Source organism: Halomonas sp. BC04, from assembly GCF_000568385.1.
The window spans coordinates 1-15,953 of record NZ_AZQX01000323.1; the positions used below are offsets into that span (position 1 = coordinate 1).

Sequence of the window (15,953 nt, forward strand, 5' to 3'; positions counted from 1 at the left end):
CACCCCGGCAGCAAGGGCGGCATCGACCGGTCCCGGGCGGTCCCAGCGAACGGCTCTGCCGCGACGACCCTGAGCTCGACGAACACTTCTGCTGCCGGCCCACCGAGCGCGCCCCTGAGCGCTGATCTCCCTGCTGCCCCCCCAGTGTCGAATGTCTGATTCCCTGAGTCCGCTGTAGTAGCCCGCTAACACCCTCCTCCGGCCCAGCCGTGCCAGACTGGTCAACGGCAACCCAATCACAACGAGCCGATCAGGAGATACGCCAATGTCCGCCAAACGTTTGCTCTTGCTATGTGGCGATTTCGCCGAGGACTATGAAACGATGGTGCCCTTCCAGGCCCTGCAGGCCGTGGGCCATCGTGTCGATGCCGTCTGTCCCGACAAGCGGGCCGGCGACAGCATCGCCACCGCCATTCACGACTTCGAGGGCGATCAGACCTACACTGAAAAGCCAGGGCATCGCTTCACCCTCAATGCCGATTTCGCCGATGTTGATCCGACCGACTATGACGGCTGGTGATTGCCGGCGGACGAGCGCCCGAATACCTGCGCCTGAACGACAAGGTCATCGAGCTGGTGCGCCACTTCTTCGACGCCGACAAGCCGGTGGCGGCGATCTGTCACGCGGCCCAACTATTGGCGGCCGCCAGGGTACTTGAGGGTCGTACCTGTGCGGCATACCCCGCATGCCGTCCCGAGGTGGAGCTGGCCGGCGGACACTACGCCGACATAGCCGTCGACGATGCCGTTACCGATGGCAAGCTGGTCACCGCCCCGGCGTGGCCGGCCCATCCAGCATGGCTGGCCCAGTTCCTGTCGGTGCTGGGGACCCGCATCGAGACCTGATTTCCTTGTCCTGGCCCGTGCCCGGCGCCATGATGAAGGGTGTCCGGGCAGGCCGGCGAGGGAGGAAACAGCATGTGCAGGCTCTTCATCGGCGCAGAGCCGGAGCTCTGGGAGCCCCAGACCCGCTCCATGCGTTTGTACGGTGTCTCGACCAGCGTTCGGCTGGAGCGCTTCTTCTGGGAGGTGCTCGAGGAGGTCGGCAGGCGTGACGACCTCACGCTCAGCCAGCTCGTGGCGAATCTCTCCCGGGAGAGCGCAGAGGCGGGGACATGATCTCGACAACTTCGCCTCTTTCCTGCGTGTCTGCTGCGGCCGCTATCTGGCGCTGCAGCTGGCCGGCGAGATACCTGTGGCCAAGAGTGCCTCAATTGCGGGCCTCGATGCCGAGGGCATCCTGACTCGGGAGCGTCACCGGCAGGCGGCAGGAGCCCACACGTCAAGACGACAGGCTCAGGCCGCCGCCTCCCGGTCCGCCACTTCGTAGATCGTCTTCAGCATGGCGTGAAGCCCATTGCTGCGGGTTGGCGAGAGATGCTTGTCGAGGCCAAGATCCTGCATGAAGTGCGGACTGGTCGCGCAAATTTCCCGTGCCGGGCGTCCGCTGTAGATGCGCAGCAGCACCGCAATCAGGCCTGACACGATGGCCGCATCGGAGATGGCGTCGAAGTGGAGCACATCGCCCTCGCGGCGATAGTGCATCCAGACATTCGACTGGCAGCCCTGGATCTTGCGCTCGGGGGTTTTCCACTCTTCGGGAAATGCCGGCAACTGCTTGCCCATGTCGATGATGTACTGGTAGCGGTCCATCCAGTTGTCGAATATCTCGAACTCGTCCAGCAGTTCCTGCTGTGCCTGCTCGGCGGTGGCTTCTGTCGTCATGGGAACTCCGTGGTTGGCATGGTGATCATTATACCGGCTCATCCCGGGTTTCGTCCGCCCCACCGGGCAACCCGTGCAGCGACGACTGGCGATGCCACTCCTCATCCTCGGCATGCAGGTAGCGGGCCGTGGTGTCCAGCCGGGCGTGGCGCGCGGTACTCGCCAGGTAGCGAAGCTCCACGCCGGCCTGGGCCTGGTGGGTCAGGGCCGTATGTCGCAGCCAATGGGGCGTTGCCTGGCGTAGCCGTTGGACCTCCCCCTGGCCACCCTGCTCTGCTGCCAGCGTCCCGGCAGCGTCGCCGAAGGCCTCGCGAATCAGGCGATAGAGCTGGTTGTCGCCCAGGCCACGGCGGCCATCCAGCCCACGCAGCAGGGGCGTATCCTCGCCGGGTTCCGGCATGGGACTCAGGCCCAGGAGAGTGCGCCACTCCCCCAACAGCTGCTGCATGTCCTGGGGTACCGGAATGTGCGCGAGCTTGTCCCCCTTCCCCACGACCCGCCACCACCAGCGCCCCTCCCGCATGGCAAAGTCATCCATGCGCGTCGCCGCCATTTCACTGATACGTGGCGCAAGCAGGTAGCGAAGCCGAAGATCATGCGGCGCCGGGCGTGATGGAAGCGGGCCTTGGCACCCGCGCCCTCATCCGGCGGCCTTTCCAGCCATTGCCAGAGCCAGTCCCACAGGGGGCGCTCCAGGTAGCGCTCGACCCTCCCCTGGCGATTGTCGAGGCGACGGCGCTTGTCGCGCATCAGGCGAAATGGATTGTGTGCCACCCACCCCGCCTCGACCAGCCAGGCGAACAGGCCCTGCAGAATCACCAGGCTCTGCCGACGGCTGGCCGGTGACAACGGCCCGCGAAACGGGCGCCATTGCGGGGAGTGCCGGGGGCGCGACGGCCCGACCCAGCGTTCACTGGGCTGCGGGTCGGCAAGGAAGGCCTCGTAGGCATCGAGATCCTGGCGCCTGAGCTCACCCAGCCCCGTCCCCCTCTCGCCCAGCCAGAGCAGCAACCGCTCGGCTTCACGCTTGTAGGCACGCAGCGTCTGCGGGCTGGCGCGATACTCGGCCAGCCACTGCCCCACCGCCTCCGCATCGCTGCTAACGGCAATATGAGCACCCTGCCCGGTCGGCCCGGTGGGGAGCAGCTCGCCCGCCGGCACTGGCCAGCCCCCGCGTGCGCTCTGATGGATCTTCTGTTGCGTCACTGTTTCTCCTCGCTTGCCCCCAGCGCAGCTCGACATGAATGCCGACCCTGCTCCTTGCCGGCCAGTATCCCAACGGCATGGAAAATAAATCAAGATAAGACGGGTAATCTTGAATTTTATTACATATCGTAACGTATTTTACGTAATATTTATCATGTAATTATCTTCCCCTTCTGCACGGCTGGCACTAAACTATCGACAACGGTCGATGAGGCAGGCCGCTAGACAGTTAGGACACCTAGCAGCGGTCTTGCCCAGGCACGAAACACGGATGACGCCAGGAGAACGCCATGGCACGCAGCGGTGTACAGTACGAAGACGTGAAGCAGGCCATCGATGCGTTGATGGCCAAGGGGGAAGCCCCCAGCGTGCAGAAGATCAGGGATGTGCTAGGGACCGGTAGCTTCACCACCATCAGCGATCACCTGCGTGAATGGCGCGCGCGACGTGAGGAGCGGGTCGAGACCACGCCCACACAGGGCATGCCCGAGCCGATCCAGCAGTTGGCCGAGGGGCTCTGGGAGAAGGCGCAGGATGCCGCCGGAAACGCCCTTGCCGAATACCGTGAAGCGGCCGATCGCGAAGTCACGGCTGCCAGGGATGCCGTTCAGGATGCCAGGCGCCAGGCCGAGGATGCGGAACAGCGCGAGGCTGCACTCTCCGCGCACCTGGCCAGCATCGAGCAGCGGCTGGAAGCGCGCAGCGCAGCCCTGGCCACTGCAGAAGTCGAGCGCGACCAGGCTCTCGAGAAGGCTCGCCGGCTCGGCGAGCGACTCGCCCGCAGCCTCCAGCAGCTGGAGCGACTTCAGGCGGAAAGCGAACTGCAGCTTCAGACCCACCAGCAGGCCCTGGGGGAACGGGAAGCGCAGCACCAGGCCCGCCAGCAACAGGAAGAGCAGCGTCACGAAGCCGCCGAAGCGAGGCTGATGAGCCTGCTGGACGAGGCCCGCCAGGAGCGCCTGGCCGGTGAGAAGCGCTACGCGGCCAACCTCCGACAGCTGGAAAGCCGCCAGGAGGCGCTGAAGCAGGAGCTGCAGGAGATGCGTGCTGCGCTGGCCAGGGAGGAGAAACAGCACCGGGAAACCCAGTGGTCCCGGACCCGGGCCGAAGAGCGCGCCGACACCATGCGCCACGAGCAGACGCTGCTTCAGGCGCGTATCGACGACCAGAAACGCCATCTGGAAGAGCAGGCCAGCCGCTTGCGCCTGCTGGAGTCCGAGATCAGCCGCCGGCTTTGGCAGGGCGACGAGCGACACCAGGCGAAGGAGCCGGTGTCTCCCGGGACGAAGAAAGGCCCCGCCACGGCGGAGCCTTCAAAAGAATCAGTCGACAGGGGCACGATCGACAGTAGCAAGGGAGAGAACCGATAACATCGGCGGCTCTCAGGCTATCCTCAGCAGACACGCCTCGCGTGTCGTACGGCCTCAGCGGTAATAGGCGTTCGTGGTGTCGGTATGGTCAGTGACGTCACGAATGCCGGCCAGCTCGGGAATTCGCTCCATCAGGGTCTTCTCGACCCCCTCTTTCAGGGTCAGGTCGACCGCGGCGCAGCCCTGGCAGCCGCCGCCGAACGCGAGCACCGCCACCTTGTCCTCGGTCAACTCGGTCAGCTTGATTTCGCCGCCATGGGCAGCCAGGCCGGGGTTGATTTCGCTGTAGAGAATATAATTGACCCGATCCTCGAGGGGACTGTCGGCGTTGACCTTGGGCATCTTGGCGTTGGGCGCTTGATGGTCAGCTGCCCCCCCATGCGGTCGGCATTGAAATCGACCACCGCCTCGTCGAGGAAGGCCAGGCTGTTCTTGTCCAGGAACACATTGATCTTTTCCAGCTCGACCCGCTCATCGGTGGGCTCCTCCTCACCCGGCCGGCAGTAGGCCAGACAGGTCTCGGCATAGGGCGTACCGGGCTGGGTAATGAAGATGCGCACGGCGATACCCTCGACGTTCTGCTTCTCCAGCAGTTCGGCAAGGTAATCCTGGGCACTGTCGGTAATCTGGATAGTCTCGCTCATGGTGTTCTCGCTGCTCTGGTCGCTGCCCAGTCGGGCAGGCCGTATTGATATGCCCTCATGGTAAGCAAAACCGGGCGGCGAGACAATCCCGACTATTTTGGTCGGTTTTTGATCAGCCCTGCCCTCGCGCCGCCGCTTTTGGTAACATAAGGGCCGACTCGGCCCGCCAAAGAAGACGCCCAGAGGCGCCTGCGTGGCCGGCTACCCGTGACTTCGCTGGAGACCGATCCCACCCATGGCCGCCGTTCCCTCTGCCTTGACTGCCTCTCTCACCGAACAACTCGGTCAGCGTATCCTGATGCTTGATGGTGGCATGGGTACCATGCTGCAGAATGCAGAACTCGATGAGGCCGATTTCCGCGGAGAGCGCTTCAGCGACTGGCCCTCGGATCTCAAGGGCAACAACGATCTGCTGGCCCTGACCTGCCCCGACCTGGTGACGCGAATTCATCGGCAGTACCTGGAGGCCGGGGCGGATATCATCGAGACCAACACCTTCAACAGCACTCGCCTCTCCCAGTCCGACTACGGCATGGAGGAGCTGGTCCCCGAGCTGAACCGGGAGTCGGCGCGACTGGCCCGCGAAGTGTGCGACGCCGTGGCCAGCGAGACCGGCGTGCCACGCTACGTGGCCGGTGTCCTGGGGCCGACCTCACGCACCGCCTCGCTGTCGCCGGATGTGAACGACCCATCCAAGCGCAACGTCACTTTCGATGCCCTGCGCGAGAACTACTATGAAGCGGCCGAAGCGCTGATCGAGGGTGGCGCCGACCTGATCATGATCGAGACCATCTTCGACACCCTCAATGCCAAGGCGGCCATCTTCGCCCTGGAGGAACTGTTTGCCGATCGCGGTGAACGCCTGCCTGTCATGATCTCGGGTACCATCACCGATGCCTCGGGGCGCACGCTATCCGGCCAGACCACCGAGGCGTTCTGGAACTCGGTGCGCCACGCCGAACCGCTCTCCATCGGACTCAACTGCGCCCTGGGTGCTGCGGAGCTTCGCCCCTATGTGGAAGAGCTCTCCACCAAGGCCGACACCTTCGTTTCCGCGCACCCCAACGCCGGCCTGCCCAACGAGTTCGGCGAATACGACCAGACGCCGGAGGAAATGGCCGCCATCGTCGCCGAGTTCGCCGAGAGCGGCCTGGTCAATATCATCGGGGGCTGCTGCGGCTCCACCCCGGAGCACATTGCCGCCATCCATGCCGCCATCCAGGGCATGCCTCCGCGACAGGTGCCCGAGCGCCCGAGGGCCTGCCGCCTGTCCGGCCTCGAGCCCTTCAACATCGAGAAGGACTCGCTGTTCGTCAACGTCGGCGAGCGTACCAATGTCACCGGCTCGGCTCGCTTCAAGCGCCTGATCGTCGACGAGGACTACAATACGGCATTGGAGGTGGCCCTGGAGCAGGTGGAGAACGGTGCCCAGGTCATCGATATCAACATGGACGAGGGCATGCTGGAGTCCGAGGAAGCCATGGTGCGCTTCCTCAACCTGATCGCCGGCGAGCCCGACATCGCCCGGGTGCCCATCATGATCGACTCCTCCAAGTGGGAGATCATCGAGGCCGGCCTCAAGTGCGTCCAGGGCAAGGCAGTGGTCAACTCCATCTCCATGAAGGAGGGCGAGGACGCCTTCCGGGAGCAGGCGACCCTGTGCCGGCGCTACGGTGCTGCCGTGGTGGTCATGGCCTTCGACGAGCAGGGCCAGGCCGATACGTTCGCCCGCAAGACGGAGATCTGCCAGCGCGCCTACCAGATTCTGGTCGACGAGGTGGGCTTCCCCCCGGAAGACATCATCTTCGACCCCAACATCTTCGCCATCGCCACCGGCATCGAAGAACACAACAATTATGCGGTGGACTTCATCGAGGCCACCCGCTGGATCCGCGAGCACCTGCCCCACGCCATGGTCTCGGGCGGCGTATCCAACGTCTCGTTCTCGTTTCGCGGCAACAACCCGGTGCGCGAGGCGATTCACTCGGCCTTCCTCTATCACGCCATCCGCGCCGGCCTGAGCATGGGTATCGTCAATGCCGGTCAGCTGGCCGTATATGACGACTTGCCTGCGGAATTGCGCGACGCGGTGGAGGACGTGGTCCTGAACCGGCGCCCCGACGGCACCGAGAGGCTGCTCGATATCGCCGACCGCTACAAGGGAGACGGCAGCGGCCCCGCCAAGAAGGAGGACCTGGAGTGGCGTAGCTGGGAGGTGGAGAAACGCATCTCCCATGCCCTGGTCAAGGGCATTACCGTCTACATCGAAGACGACACCGAAGAAGCACGGCAGCGGGCCAAGCGCCCCATCGAGGTGATCGAAGGCCCCCTGATGGACGGCATGAACGTGGTCGGCGACCTGTTCGGTGCCGGCAAGATGTTCCTGCCCCAGGTGGTCAAGTCGGCCCGGGTCATGAAACAGGCGGTGGCCTACCTGATCCCCTATATCGAGGCGGAGAAGACCGAGGACACCAAGGCCAAGGGCAAGATCGTCATGGCCACGGTGAAGGGCGACGTCCACGATATCGGCAAGAACATCGTCGGCGTGGTCCTGCAGTGCAACAACTACGATGTGGTCGACCTCGGCGTCATGGTATCGGCGGAAAAGATCCTCCAGACCGCCAGGGCGGAGAACGCCGACATCATCGGCCTGTCGGGGCTTATCACTCCTTCCCTGGACGAGATGGTCCATGTGGCCAAGGAGATGCAGCGACAGGGCTTCGAGCTGCCGCTGCTGATCGGCGGGGCCACGACGTCCAAGGCCCATACCGCGGTGAAGATCGAGCCCGGCTACGAGCACCCGGTGATCTACGTGGCGGACGCCTCCCGCGCCGTGGGCGTGGCCGGCAAGCTGCTTTCGCCCGCGCTGAAGCCAAGCTATGTCGCCGAGATCCGCGCCGAGTACGACCAGGTGCGCGAGCGCAACGCCCGGCGCCGGCCCAAGGCGGCGGACCTCAGCTATGCCGAGGCCCGCCAGCGCAAGCTGCCCATCGACTGGGCCAACTACACCCCGCCCCGCCCCGCCATCACCGGGCTGAAGGTGTTCGACAACTATGATATCGAGGAACTGATCGAGCGCATCGACTGGACCCCCTTCTTCATGAGCTGGGAACTGGCCGGCAAGTATCCCAAGATCCTCGATGACAAGGTGGTCGGCGAAGCCGCCCGCAGTCTCTTCGCCGATGCCCAGGAGATGCTGCGCAAGCTGATCGACGAGAAGCACATCCAGGCGCGTGGCGTGATCGGCCTGTGGCCGGCCAACAGCGTCGACGACGATGTCATCGAGGTCTACGCCGACGAGTCGCGTACCCAGGTCATCGAGCGACTGCACCATATCCGCCAGCAGACCACCAAGAATCGCGACGGGGTCTGCTACAGCCTCGCCGACTTCGTGGCGCCCAAGGCGTCGGGCAAGCCGGACTGGATCGGCGGCTTCGCCGTGACCACCGGCCATGGCGTCGAGGCACTGGCCGAGCGCTACAAGGCCGCCGGCGACGACTACAGCGCCATCATGGTGCAGGCCTTGACTGACCGCATGGCCGAAGCTTTCGCCGAGCGTATGCACGAGCGGGTACGCAAGGAGTTCTGGGGCTATGTGCCGGACGAACGGCTGGAAAACATCGACCTGATCGCCGAAAAGTACCAGGCATCCGGCCAGCGCCGGGCTACCCCGCATGCCCCGATCACACCGAGAAGAGCACCCTCTTCCGTCTGCTCGATGCCTCAAGGAACGCCGGCATCGATCTCACCGAGAACTTCGCCATGTGGCCGGCGGCAGCGGTGTCCGGCTGGTATTTCTCGCACCCCCAGTCGAAATACTTCTCCACCGGCAAGATCACTCGGGATCAGGTGGAAGCCCTGGCCGAGCGCAAGCAGATGAGCCTGCAGGAGCTGGAGCGCTGGCTGTCACCGGTGCTCTCCTACGATCCGACCTGACCGGACTCCGGAAGCCCTCGTTCGCGAGGGCTTCTCCTCCGCCACCCTTTTCGACCGGAAGCCGGATGCTGCCTGACTCGCTCCGACGACAGAAAATTCTGCGCCTGGCTCTGCCGATCATCGCCGGCATGCTGTCCCAGAGCCTGATCAACCTGATCGATGCGGCCCTGGTCGGTTCGCTCGGCGAGGTGCCCCTGGCCGGCATTGGTATCGGCGGCTACGCCATGTTCCTGATCACCGCCCTGGTGTTCGGGCTTTCCTCCGGGGTGCAGGCACAGACCGCCAGGCGCCATGGCGAGCAGGACTGGTCGAACTGCGCCATGCCACTCAATGCCGGCCTGGTGATTGCCCTTGCAGTCTCGCTACCCGTTGTCCTGCTCTGCCTGTGGCAGGCCCCTATACTGCTCGGCCTGATCAATCAGGACCCCGCCGTGAGCGCGGTGGCCGTGGAGTATTTCCGCTGGCGCGTTCTCTCGCTGGTTGCCGTGGCGATGATCTTCTGTTTCCGCGGCTACTGGAACGGCATCCAGCAGACCGGGATCTATCTGCGCATCATCCTGGTTACCCATGTGATCAACGTGGCCGCCAGCCTGGCGCTCATCTTCGGCTACCTGGGGCTTCCGGCAATGGGACCCTCCGGTGCGGGCGCCGGCACTACCCTGTCGCTGTTCGTCGGGCTGGCCATCTGGGCGCGGGTCAGCGCACGGCATGCGGGAGAGCGTGGTTTCCTGGTCGAGCTACCAATGCTCGCAACCTTCAGAACCACCCTGCGCCTGGCGCTACCCCACTCCTTCCAGCAGCTGTGGTTCGCCGCCGGCTACGCGGTGCTGTTCTGGATACTGGGCCAGATCGATGCCGCCAGCGTGGCGGTAGGCCATGTCCTGGTCAATCTGTCACTGCTACTAATCCTGCCCGGCGTGGGTCTCGGCATGGCGGCCATGAGCCTGGTCGGCCACTCCCTGGGCCAGCATGCGCACCAGGAGGCACACCGCTGGGGCTGGGACGTGGTACGCCTGGCCTGGCTCTGCCTGGCGACCCTGGCGCTGCCCATGGCGTTTTTTCCCGATCTGGTACTGGGCCTGTTCCTCCACGACCCAGCCCTGGTCTCCCTCGGCCGTTTGCCACTGCAGCTCACGGCAGCCATGATCGTACTGGACGCGGCGGCGCTGGTACTTGGCCAAGCACTGTTAGGCGCTGGCGCCAACCGTACCGTGATGACCACCACCCTCACGCTTCAATGGCTGGTCTTTTTACCGCTGGCCTGGTGGGTCGGCATCGTTCTCGAGCAGGGCCTGCTGGGCATCTGGTGGGTCCAGCTCGGCTATCGATGCCTGAATTCGGCCTGGTTCGTTCTTATCTGGCAGCGACGCCGCTGGCAGCGGCTTGTGGTCTAGTCGCGTCGGCAGACTTGACTCCTTATATTACTTTCAGTATAAAAAATATGAATATTTATTCTTTCATAGAATAACGCAGAGGCGTTAAGGTGGCCCCTGACGCTTCGCCACTCTCACAGCAGCAGGACCGGCTGAATGTATCGCTACGACACCCACGATCAGACCTTGGTCAACGAACGCGTCGCCCAGTTTCGCGACCAGATGAACCGCTATCTGGCCGGAAGGCTGAGCGAAGAGGAGTTTCTGCCGCTGCGCGTGCAGAACGGCCTCTATGTCCAGCGTCATGCACCGATGCTGCGCATCGCCATACCCTACGGCATGCTGGCCTCCTATCAGCTGCGCAAGCTGGGCGACCTGGCCCGCGACTACGATCGCGGCTATGGCCACTTCACCACCCGCACCAATCTTCAGTTGAACTGGCCCAAGCTGGAAACGGTACCCGACATGCTCGCCGAGCTGGCCAGCGTGCAAATGCATGCGATCCAGACCAGCGGCAACGACATTCGCAACACCTCCAGCGATCAATTCGCCGGCGTTGCGGAAGACGAGGAAGTGGATCCGCGTCCCTGGTGCGAATTGATCCGCCAATGGTCGACGTTCCACCCGGAGTTCACCTACCTGCCGCGCAAGTTCAAGATCGCCGTCACCGGTTCCGCCGAGGACCGTGCGGCCATCCAGGTCCATGACGTGGGCCTGCGCCTGTGGCGTGACGCCGAAGGCGAGGTCAGGGTCAAGGTCCTGGCCGGTGGCGGCCTGGGCCGTACGCCGATGATCGGCGAAGTGGTCCGCGAGGATCTCCCCTGGCAGCACCTGCTGACCTATCTGGAGGCCCTGGTTCGTGTCTACAACCAGTTCGGCCGCCGTGACAACAAGTTCAAGGCCCGGATCAAGATCCTGGTCAAGGCGCTGGGCGTGGATGAGTTCCGGCGCCGCGTCGATGCCGAATGGGCCCACCTCAAGGATGGCCCCCAGACCCTGACACGCCAGACCGTCGAGGACATGGAGCACCATTTCGTCGATCCGGAGCGTCGCCCGATCAGGGAAGCGGCGATTGCCGACTTCGAGCGCCTGCGCAGCGAGAATCGTGCCTTCGCCCGCTTCGTGACCAACAACGTGCATGGCCACAAGGTGCCCGGTTACAAGGCGGTGACCCTGTCGCTCAAGCGCAGCGGCCACTCCCCCGGCGACCTGACCTGGGAACAGATGCACCAGGTGGCTGACCTGGCCGATGAATTCAGCTACGGCGAGCTGCGGGTGACCCACGAGCAGAACCTGGTGCTGTCCGATGTGGCCGTTGACCAGTTGGAAGCACTCTGGCAGCGGCTCGGCGAGCTGGGTCTGGCCAACCCCACCGTGGGCACCCTGGCCGACCTGATCTGCTGCCCCGGCGGCGACTACTGCGGCCTGGCCAATGCCAAGTCGATTCCCGTCGCCCATGCCATTCAGGAGCGCTTCGAAGATCTCGACTTCCTCTACGACCTGGGTCCGGTGGAGCTGAACATTTCCGGCTGCATGAACGCCTGTGGCCATCACCATGTCGGCAATATCGGCATTCTTGGCGTCGACAAGAAGGGCGAGGAGTGGTACCAGATCTCGCTGGGCGGCGCCCAGGGCAACGAAGCTTCGTTGGGCAAGATCCTCGGTCCCTCCTTCAGCCGCGAGTCGGTACCCGAGGTCATCGACAAGGTGCTGCAGGTCTATGTCGGTGAGCGCATCGAGGGCGAAACCTTTGTCGAGACCTATCGCCGTATCGGCCTCAAACCCTTCAAGGAGCGGGTCTATGCCTGATCAAGCCAATACCGCACGTCCCTTCATCTTCCAGGGACGGCCGGCCGATGACCGCTGGACGCTGATTCGCGAACCCGAGTCGACGCCCCCCGACGGGCCCGCCATCGTGCCATTGTCCCAGTGGCGTGAAGAGGCCGACAGCCAGAACCGGGCCCCGCTGCTTGGCAGCGATACGGAACTGACGTCCGAACTCGCCGGCGAGTTGGCCGATGCGCCGCTGATCGCCATCGATTTCCCCAAGTTCACCGATGGGCGTGGCTACAGCCTGGCGCGCCTGCTGCGGGAACGCTTCGGCTATGAGGGGGAGATCCGTGCCGTCGGTGACGTGCTGGTGGACCAGGTCTTCTTCCTGACCCGCTGCGGCTTCGATGGCCTGTCGCTGCGCGAGGACCAGTGGCTGGAAGATGCACTCCAGGCACTGAACGCCTTCAGCCGCGCCTACCAGCCGGCCGTCGACGAACCGGAGCCGCTGTTTCGTCACCGGCTGCGCGAAGCGGTCCGCGAGGCAGAGGCCGCCTTTGCCTGAGGCCACAGACGTCGTCCAACAAGAAGCCGGCTTCCTGGAGCCGGCTTCCTGGCTTTCAGCGCAGCCACTTTTCGGGAAAGCCTAGCCGCGTCGTTTCTGCTGCCGCTCCCGATTCGCCGCCCTCGCCCGCTCGCTCTTGCGCAGCATCACCCAGGTGGCTCCCAGGCCCCATCGGCCTGATGGGCGGAGACGAACGCCTGTACCTCTTCGAACTGGGCCAGCCACTTGACCAGATAGGAACGCAGCACATTAGGCCGGCTGTCGATCTCGCGGCCGCGACCGTGCACGACCAGCACCGAGCGCAGGTCGTGGGCATAGGCTTCGTGGATGAAGGCCGGCAATACCCGGCGACACTCCCCCAGCGGGCGACGCAACAGGAGCAGCCGCGACTGGGCCGGATAGCCACCTTGGCGAAGGCGGTCCACCACAGCCTGCTGGATGCCGACACGCCGATACTCGACCGGATCGAAGGGCGGTAGCAGCTCGACGAAATCATCGGAAAGAAAGCTGTCCTTGCCGGTCTCGGCCTGGGCACTCTCTCGGCGGGCAAGCTGTGCCTCGGTGGGATCTTGCCTCCGCCGTCCTGGATTGGCCCGATTGGCGGCAGCGGAAAGCGGCCGCACATCACCCATCATCGCTCGGAAGTCCTGGTCATCACGGGCAGACTGATTCATGGGCCACCTCCGTCAGCGTCAAGTTCGACAGGCTCCTCATATCCTACCAGAGCCGGGAATCGCGTTTTAGCCGGACAGCAGGGGTCTTCTCATGGCAGGATAAGCCGCGTCATATCGCGTGAGGAAACACCCATGCAGGGATTGCGATACCTGTTGGTCGCCTCGGTGGCCCTGCCGCTGGCCATCGCAGCCTGGCTCTGGTTCACCATGCTCAGCCCCTTCACCTATGATCGCCCCGACCACCTGCCGGAGGTCGATGAAGGGCCACACTCGGTCTTCGTCTATGGCACCCTGCGCCTTTCGCTGGTGCGCTGGATCGTGATGGGCCGAGCCGGGGAATCCGAGCCAGCGGTGCTGGACGGCTTCCGCCGCGAGGGGCTGGACCTGGTGGAGGAACCGGGAGAGCAGGTGGCAGGCGAAGTGATCGTGGTCAGTGCCGATGAGCTGGAGCGGCTGGATCGCTACGAGCGCCTGGGCATCCGCTATGCACGCGTACCCGAGCAACTGGCGGACGGGCGTTCGGTGTGGGTCTACCGCAGGCTGGCCGACGAAGACATTGCTGTCGAGGCGCTTCTCGAAGCCGACGGCCAGGAGCCTGACGGACTTGACCGGATCTCGCAGTAGATCAGCGTAAAGTCCGACAGGCTCCTTAGTTGTGGTGAGCACGACGCCCCTTCTACAATAGCCGCCACTTTCCAAGGATCGAGGAGCCCGCCATGTCGATCACGCTCTACCATAACCCCCGCTGCTCAAAATCCCGCCAGGCCCTCGCCCTGCTGGAGGAAAAGGGTGCCGAGGTGGCGATTCGCCGCTACCTGGACCAGCCCCTCGACGAAGAGGAGTTGCGTGCCTGATGTCGCGAATGGATGCGGACGGCGAGGCACTGATACGAACCCAGGAGCCCGAGTGGGCATCCCTGGACATCGATCTCCAGGATCAGGAGCAGGTGATACAGGCACTGGTGGCACATCCCCGACTGCTTGAACGCCCCATCGCCGACGATGGCAAGCGCGCCGTGCTGGGCCGCCCGCCGGAAGATGTGCTCGCTCTCCTGCACGCCGACGATTGAATCCGGGCCCAGACTCTCCACGCACCAGGAGCCAAGATGCGCGACCCCCTACCTATGTGTTGATCCTCTATTATTCTCGCCACGGTGCGACCCGTACCATGGCCGAGCAGCTCGCCGCAGGCGTTGAGTCGACTTCCGGCATCGAGGCACGCCTGCGAACCGTACCGGCCGTCTCGCCCACCTGCGAAGCCGTCGACCCCGAGATACCCGAGGAGGGTGCCGTCTATGTCAGCCTCGACGACCTGCGACACTGCGCCGCACTGGCGTTGGGCAGCCCGACTCGCTTCGGCAACATGGCCGCCCCGCTCAAGCACTTCATCGATACCACCAGCACGCTGTGGCTCAACGGCGCCTGATCGACAAGCCGGCCACGGCCTTCACCTCCACCTCTAGCCTGCATGGCGGCCAGGAAACCACGCTGATCTCCATGCTGCTGCCGCTGCTGCACCATGGCATGGTCTACGCCGGCCTCCCCTACTGCGAGACCGAGTTGATGGACACCACCGCCGGCGGTACGCCCTACGGAGCCAGCCATGTGGCAGGCCAGCGCAGCGACCAGCCGCTAGCCGACAGCGAACGGCGGCTCGTGCGCGCCCAGGGCAAGCGGATCGCCCGGCTGGCCTTGGCCATGCAGAGCCTACGGGAGCCTCATGAGACGCTGGATGGAGGATCTGGAAGCGCGCCATGGCCTCGACAACCTCACCGACCGCTCTCGCCAGCTGGTGCTGGGCAGCTTCGGCTTGCTGATGGTGCTGTTGATCTGGAGCGGTCTGTCGATGCAGGCCGGCGACAATCCTCTGACCCCGATTCTGGTTCGGATACTGCCCCTGGTCCTGTTCCTGCCATCGATCCTTGGTCGCCGCCCCCGGGGGCACGCCTGGCTGGCCTTCGTCAGCCTGCTCTACTTCACACAGGGTGTCATGGTTGCCACGCTTCCCGGCCAAGGCCTGCTGGGGGGCCTCGAAGCGATCAGTGCGCTGGGACTGTTTACCGGTTGCATGTTCTACGCCCGCTTCCGCAGCCGGCAGATGCGCGGGGACAGCCATCCTTGATCCCATCATGCACTTTTCTCACAGCGTGCTAACTTGGTTAAGGTTTACGCCTACGCCGATACAACAACAAAACCAGCACTCAGGAAGATCGTGATGACATTGACACTGAAGACCACCCTGGTTGCCTGTGGCCTTTCCGCGGGCCTTGCTTTCGCCGCCATCGCACAGGCTAGCGACGTGGAGGATTCCATCCACTATCGTCAGAGCGCTCTTGGCGTGATCGGATGGAATATTGGTCCGCTGGGCGCCATGGCCCAGGGGGATATCGACTACGATGCCGAGGAATTTGCCCATCGAGCCGAAAACCTCGCCTTCCTGGCCTCCCTGCCTGGGAGGGCTTCATCGAAGGATCGCTGCGCGGCGATGGCCACGGTGTCGATACCGATGCCCTGGCCGCGATCGCCGACGACTGGGAGGACTTCGAATCAAGGCAGCGCACGCTCATCGAGGAAACCGCCACCCTGGCCGAGCTGGCCCAGGGGGATGATTTCGGCGCCATGCGCCAACAGGTGGCCGCCGTGGCCAACACCTGCCGCGGCTGTCACGATAACTATCGGGCAGATTGAGCC

The 15,953-nt window shown here is 64.3% G+C and carries 10 protein-coding genes and 7 pseudogenes; 13 read left to right on the forward strand and 4 right to left on the reverse strand.

The window, feature by feature from the left end:
- The first annotated feature begins 265 nt into the window (after positions 1 to 265).
- Both Q427_RS21645 and Q427_RS36475 read left to right on the forward strand, forming a co-directional pair.
- A pseudogene (locus Q427_RS21645) lies at positions 266 to 846 on the forward strand (DJ-1/PfpI family protein).
- A gap of 72 nt (positions 847 to 918) precedes the next feature.
- Positions 919 to 1,119: a ribbon-helix-helix domain-containing protein gene (locus tag Q427_RS36475; protein ID WP_331280682.1), complete on the forward strand. Its 201-nt coding sequence runs from the start codon at positions 919 to 921 to the stop codon at positions 1,117 to 1,119.
- A gap of 177 nt (positions 1,120 to 1,296) precedes the next feature.
- Here the strand turns inward: Q427_RS36475 and Q427_RS21655 are convergent, their stop codons facing one another.
- Positions 1,297 to 1,725, reverse strand: a complete 429-nt coding sequence (locus Q427_RS21655; RefSeq protein WP_043517218.1) for a SufE family protein — start codon at positions 1,723 to 1,725, stop codon at positions 1,297 to 1,299.
- 28 nt (positions 1,726 to 1,753) lie between these two features.
- Positions 1,754 to 2,886 (reverse strand): annotated as a pseudogene (locus Q427_RS21660) (tyrosine-type recombinase/integrase).
- 335 nt (positions 2,887 to 3,221) lie between these two features.
- On the opposite strand from Q427_RS21660, the gene Q427_RS21665 reads away from it, so the two are divergent.
- On the forward strand, positions 3,222 to 4,301 hold the full coding sequence (locus Q427_RS21665; protein ID WP_051496589.1) for a DNA-binding protein: 1,080 nt from the start codon (positions 3,222 to 3,224) through the stop codon (positions 4,299 to 4,301).
- 54 nt (positions 4,302 to 4,355) lie between these two features.
- Here the strand turns inward: Q427_RS21665 and nfuA are convergent.
- Positions 4,356 to 4,945, reverse strand: a pseudogene (gene nfuA / locus Q427_RS21670) (Fe-S biogenesis protein NfuA).
- A 235-nt stretch (positions 4,946 to 5,180) separates the two neighbouring features.
- On the opposite strand from nfuA, the pseudogene metH reads away from it, so the two are divergent.
- From metH to Q427_RS21690, 4 genes and pseudogenes are all read left to right on the forward strand, one after another.
- Positions 5,181 to 8,881: pseudogene (gene metH, locus Q427_RS21675) on the forward strand (methionine synthase).
- 65 nt (positions 8,882 to 8,946) lie between these two features.
- Positions 8,947 to 10,275, forward strand: a complete 1,329-nt coding sequence (locus tag Q427_RS21680) for an MATE family efflux transporter (protein ID WP_043517219.1) — start codon at positions 8,947 to 8,949, stop codon at positions 10,273 to 10,275.
- A 135-nt stretch (positions 10,276 to 10,410) separates the two neighbouring features.
- Positions 10,411 to 12,063, forward strand: coding sequence for a nitrite/sulfite reductase (locus Q427_RS21685; protein ID WP_043517222.1), 1,653 nt, complete (start codon positions 10,411 to 10,413; stop codon positions 12,061 to 12,063).
- The gene (locus tag Q427_RS21690; RefSeq protein WP_043517224.1) at positions 12,056 to 12,589 is read left to right on the forward strand and encodes a DUF934 domain-containing protein; all 534 of its coding nucleotides are present in this window, start codon (positions 12,056 to 12,058) and stop codon (positions 12,587 to 12,589) included. Before Q427_RS21685 ends, Q427_RS21690 begins: the two co-directional genes overlap by 8 nt.
- 81 nt (positions 12,590 to 12,670) lie before the next feature.
- On the opposite strand, the pseudogene smrA reads toward Q427_RS21690, so the two are convergent.
- Positions 12,671 to 13,263 (reverse strand): annotated as a pseudogene (smrA, locus tag Q427_RS21695) (DNA endonuclease SmrA).
- Between the two features lie 132 nt (positions 13,264 to 13,395).
- On the opposite strand from smrA, the gene Q427_RS21700 reads away from it, so the two are divergent.
- The 6 genes and pseudogenes from Q427_RS21700 to Q427_RS21720 all read left to right on the forward strand — a co-directional run bounded on the left by Q427_RS21700 (position 13,396) and on the right by Q427_RS21720 (position 15,950).
- Positions 13,396 to 13,887 (forward strand): gamma-glutamylcyclotransferase family protein, encoded by a 492-nt coding sequence (locus Q427_RS21700; RefSeq protein WP_081786143.1) that lies wholly within the window; start codon positions 13,396 to 13,398, stop codon positions 13,885 to 13,887.
- 92 nt (positions 13,888 to 13,979) lie between these two features.
- The gene (locus tag Q427_RS34570; RefSeq protein ID WP_231613839.1) at positions 13,980 to 14,117 is read left to right on the forward strand and encodes a hypothetical protein; all 138 of its coding nucleotides are present in this window, start codon (positions 13,980 to 13,982) and stop codon (positions 14,115 to 14,117) included.
- The gene (locus Q427_RS34575) at positions 14,117 to 14,332 is read left to right on the forward strand and encodes an ArsC/Spx/MgsR family protein (RefSeq protein ID WP_231613840.1); all 216 of its coding nucleotides are present in this window, start codon (positions 14,117 to 14,119) and stop codon (positions 14,330 to 14,332) included. Before Q427_RS34570 ends, Q427_RS34575 begins: the two co-directional genes overlap by 1 nt.
- Before the next feature lie 98 nt (positions 14,333 to 14,430).
- A pseudogene (gene wrbA / locus Q427_RS21710) lies at positions 14,431 to 14,978 on the forward strand (NAD(P)H:quinone oxidoreductase); the annotation flags it as partial.
- A gap of 4 nt (positions 14,979 to 14,982) precedes the next feature.
- Positions 14,983 to 15,384 carry a DUF2069 domain-containing protein gene (locus tag Q427_RS21715; RefSeq protein WP_043517226.1) on the forward strand — a complete coding sequence of 134 codons (402 nt, stop codon included), beginning with the start codon at positions 14,983 to 14,985 and terminating at the stop codon, positions 15,382 to 15,384.
- Between the two features lie 93 nt (positions 15,385 to 15,477).
- Positions 15,478 to 15,950, forward strand: a pseudogene (locus Q427_RS21720) (c-type cytochrome).
- Positions 15,951 to 15,953: the final 3 nt, after the last annotated feature.

Excerpts from the sequence above, each read along its gene's own strand:
- Q427_RS21715 (WP_043517226.1), top strand. The coding sequence starts at position 14,983 with ATGAGACGCTGGATGGAGGATCTGGAAGCGCGCCATGGCCTCGACAAC.
- Q427_RS34570 (WP_231613839.1), top strand. The coding sequence starts at position 13,980 with ATGTCGATCACGCTCTACCATAACCCCCGCTGCTCAAAATCCCGCCAG.
- Q427_RS34575 (WP_231613840.1), top strand. The coding sequence starts at position 14,117 with ATGTCGCGAATGGATGCGGACGGCGAGGCACTGATACGAACCCAGGAG.
- Q427_RS21700 (WP_081786143.1), top strand. The coding sequence starts at position 13,396 with ATGCAGGGATTGCGATACCTGTTGGTCGCCTCGGTGGCCCTGCCGCTG.
- Q427_RS21685 (WP_043517222.1), top strand. The coding sequence starts at position 10,411 with ATGTATCGCTACGACACCCACGATCAGACCTTGGTCAACGAACGCGTC.
- Q427_RS21665 (WP_051496589.1), top strand. The coding sequence starts at position 3,222 with ATGGCACGCAGCGGTGTACAGTACGAAGACGTGAAGCAGGCCATCGAT.
- Q427_RS21690 (WP_043517224.1), top strand. The coding sequence starts at position 12,056 with ATGCCTGATCAAGCCAATACCGCACGTCCCTTCATCTTCCAGGGACGG.
- Q427_RS21680 (WP_043517219.1), top strand. The coding sequence starts at position 8,947 with ATGCTGCCTGACTCGCTCCGACGACAGAAAATTCTGCGCCTGGCTCTG.
- Q427_RS36475 (WP_331280682.1), top strand. The coding sequence starts at position 919 with ATGTGCAGGCTCTTCATCGGCGCAGAGCCGGAGCTCTGGGAGCCCCAG.
- Q427_RS21655 (WP_043517218.1), bottom strand. The coding sequence starts at position 1,725 with ATGACGACAGAAGCCACCGCCGAGCAGGCACAGCAGGAACTGCTGGAC.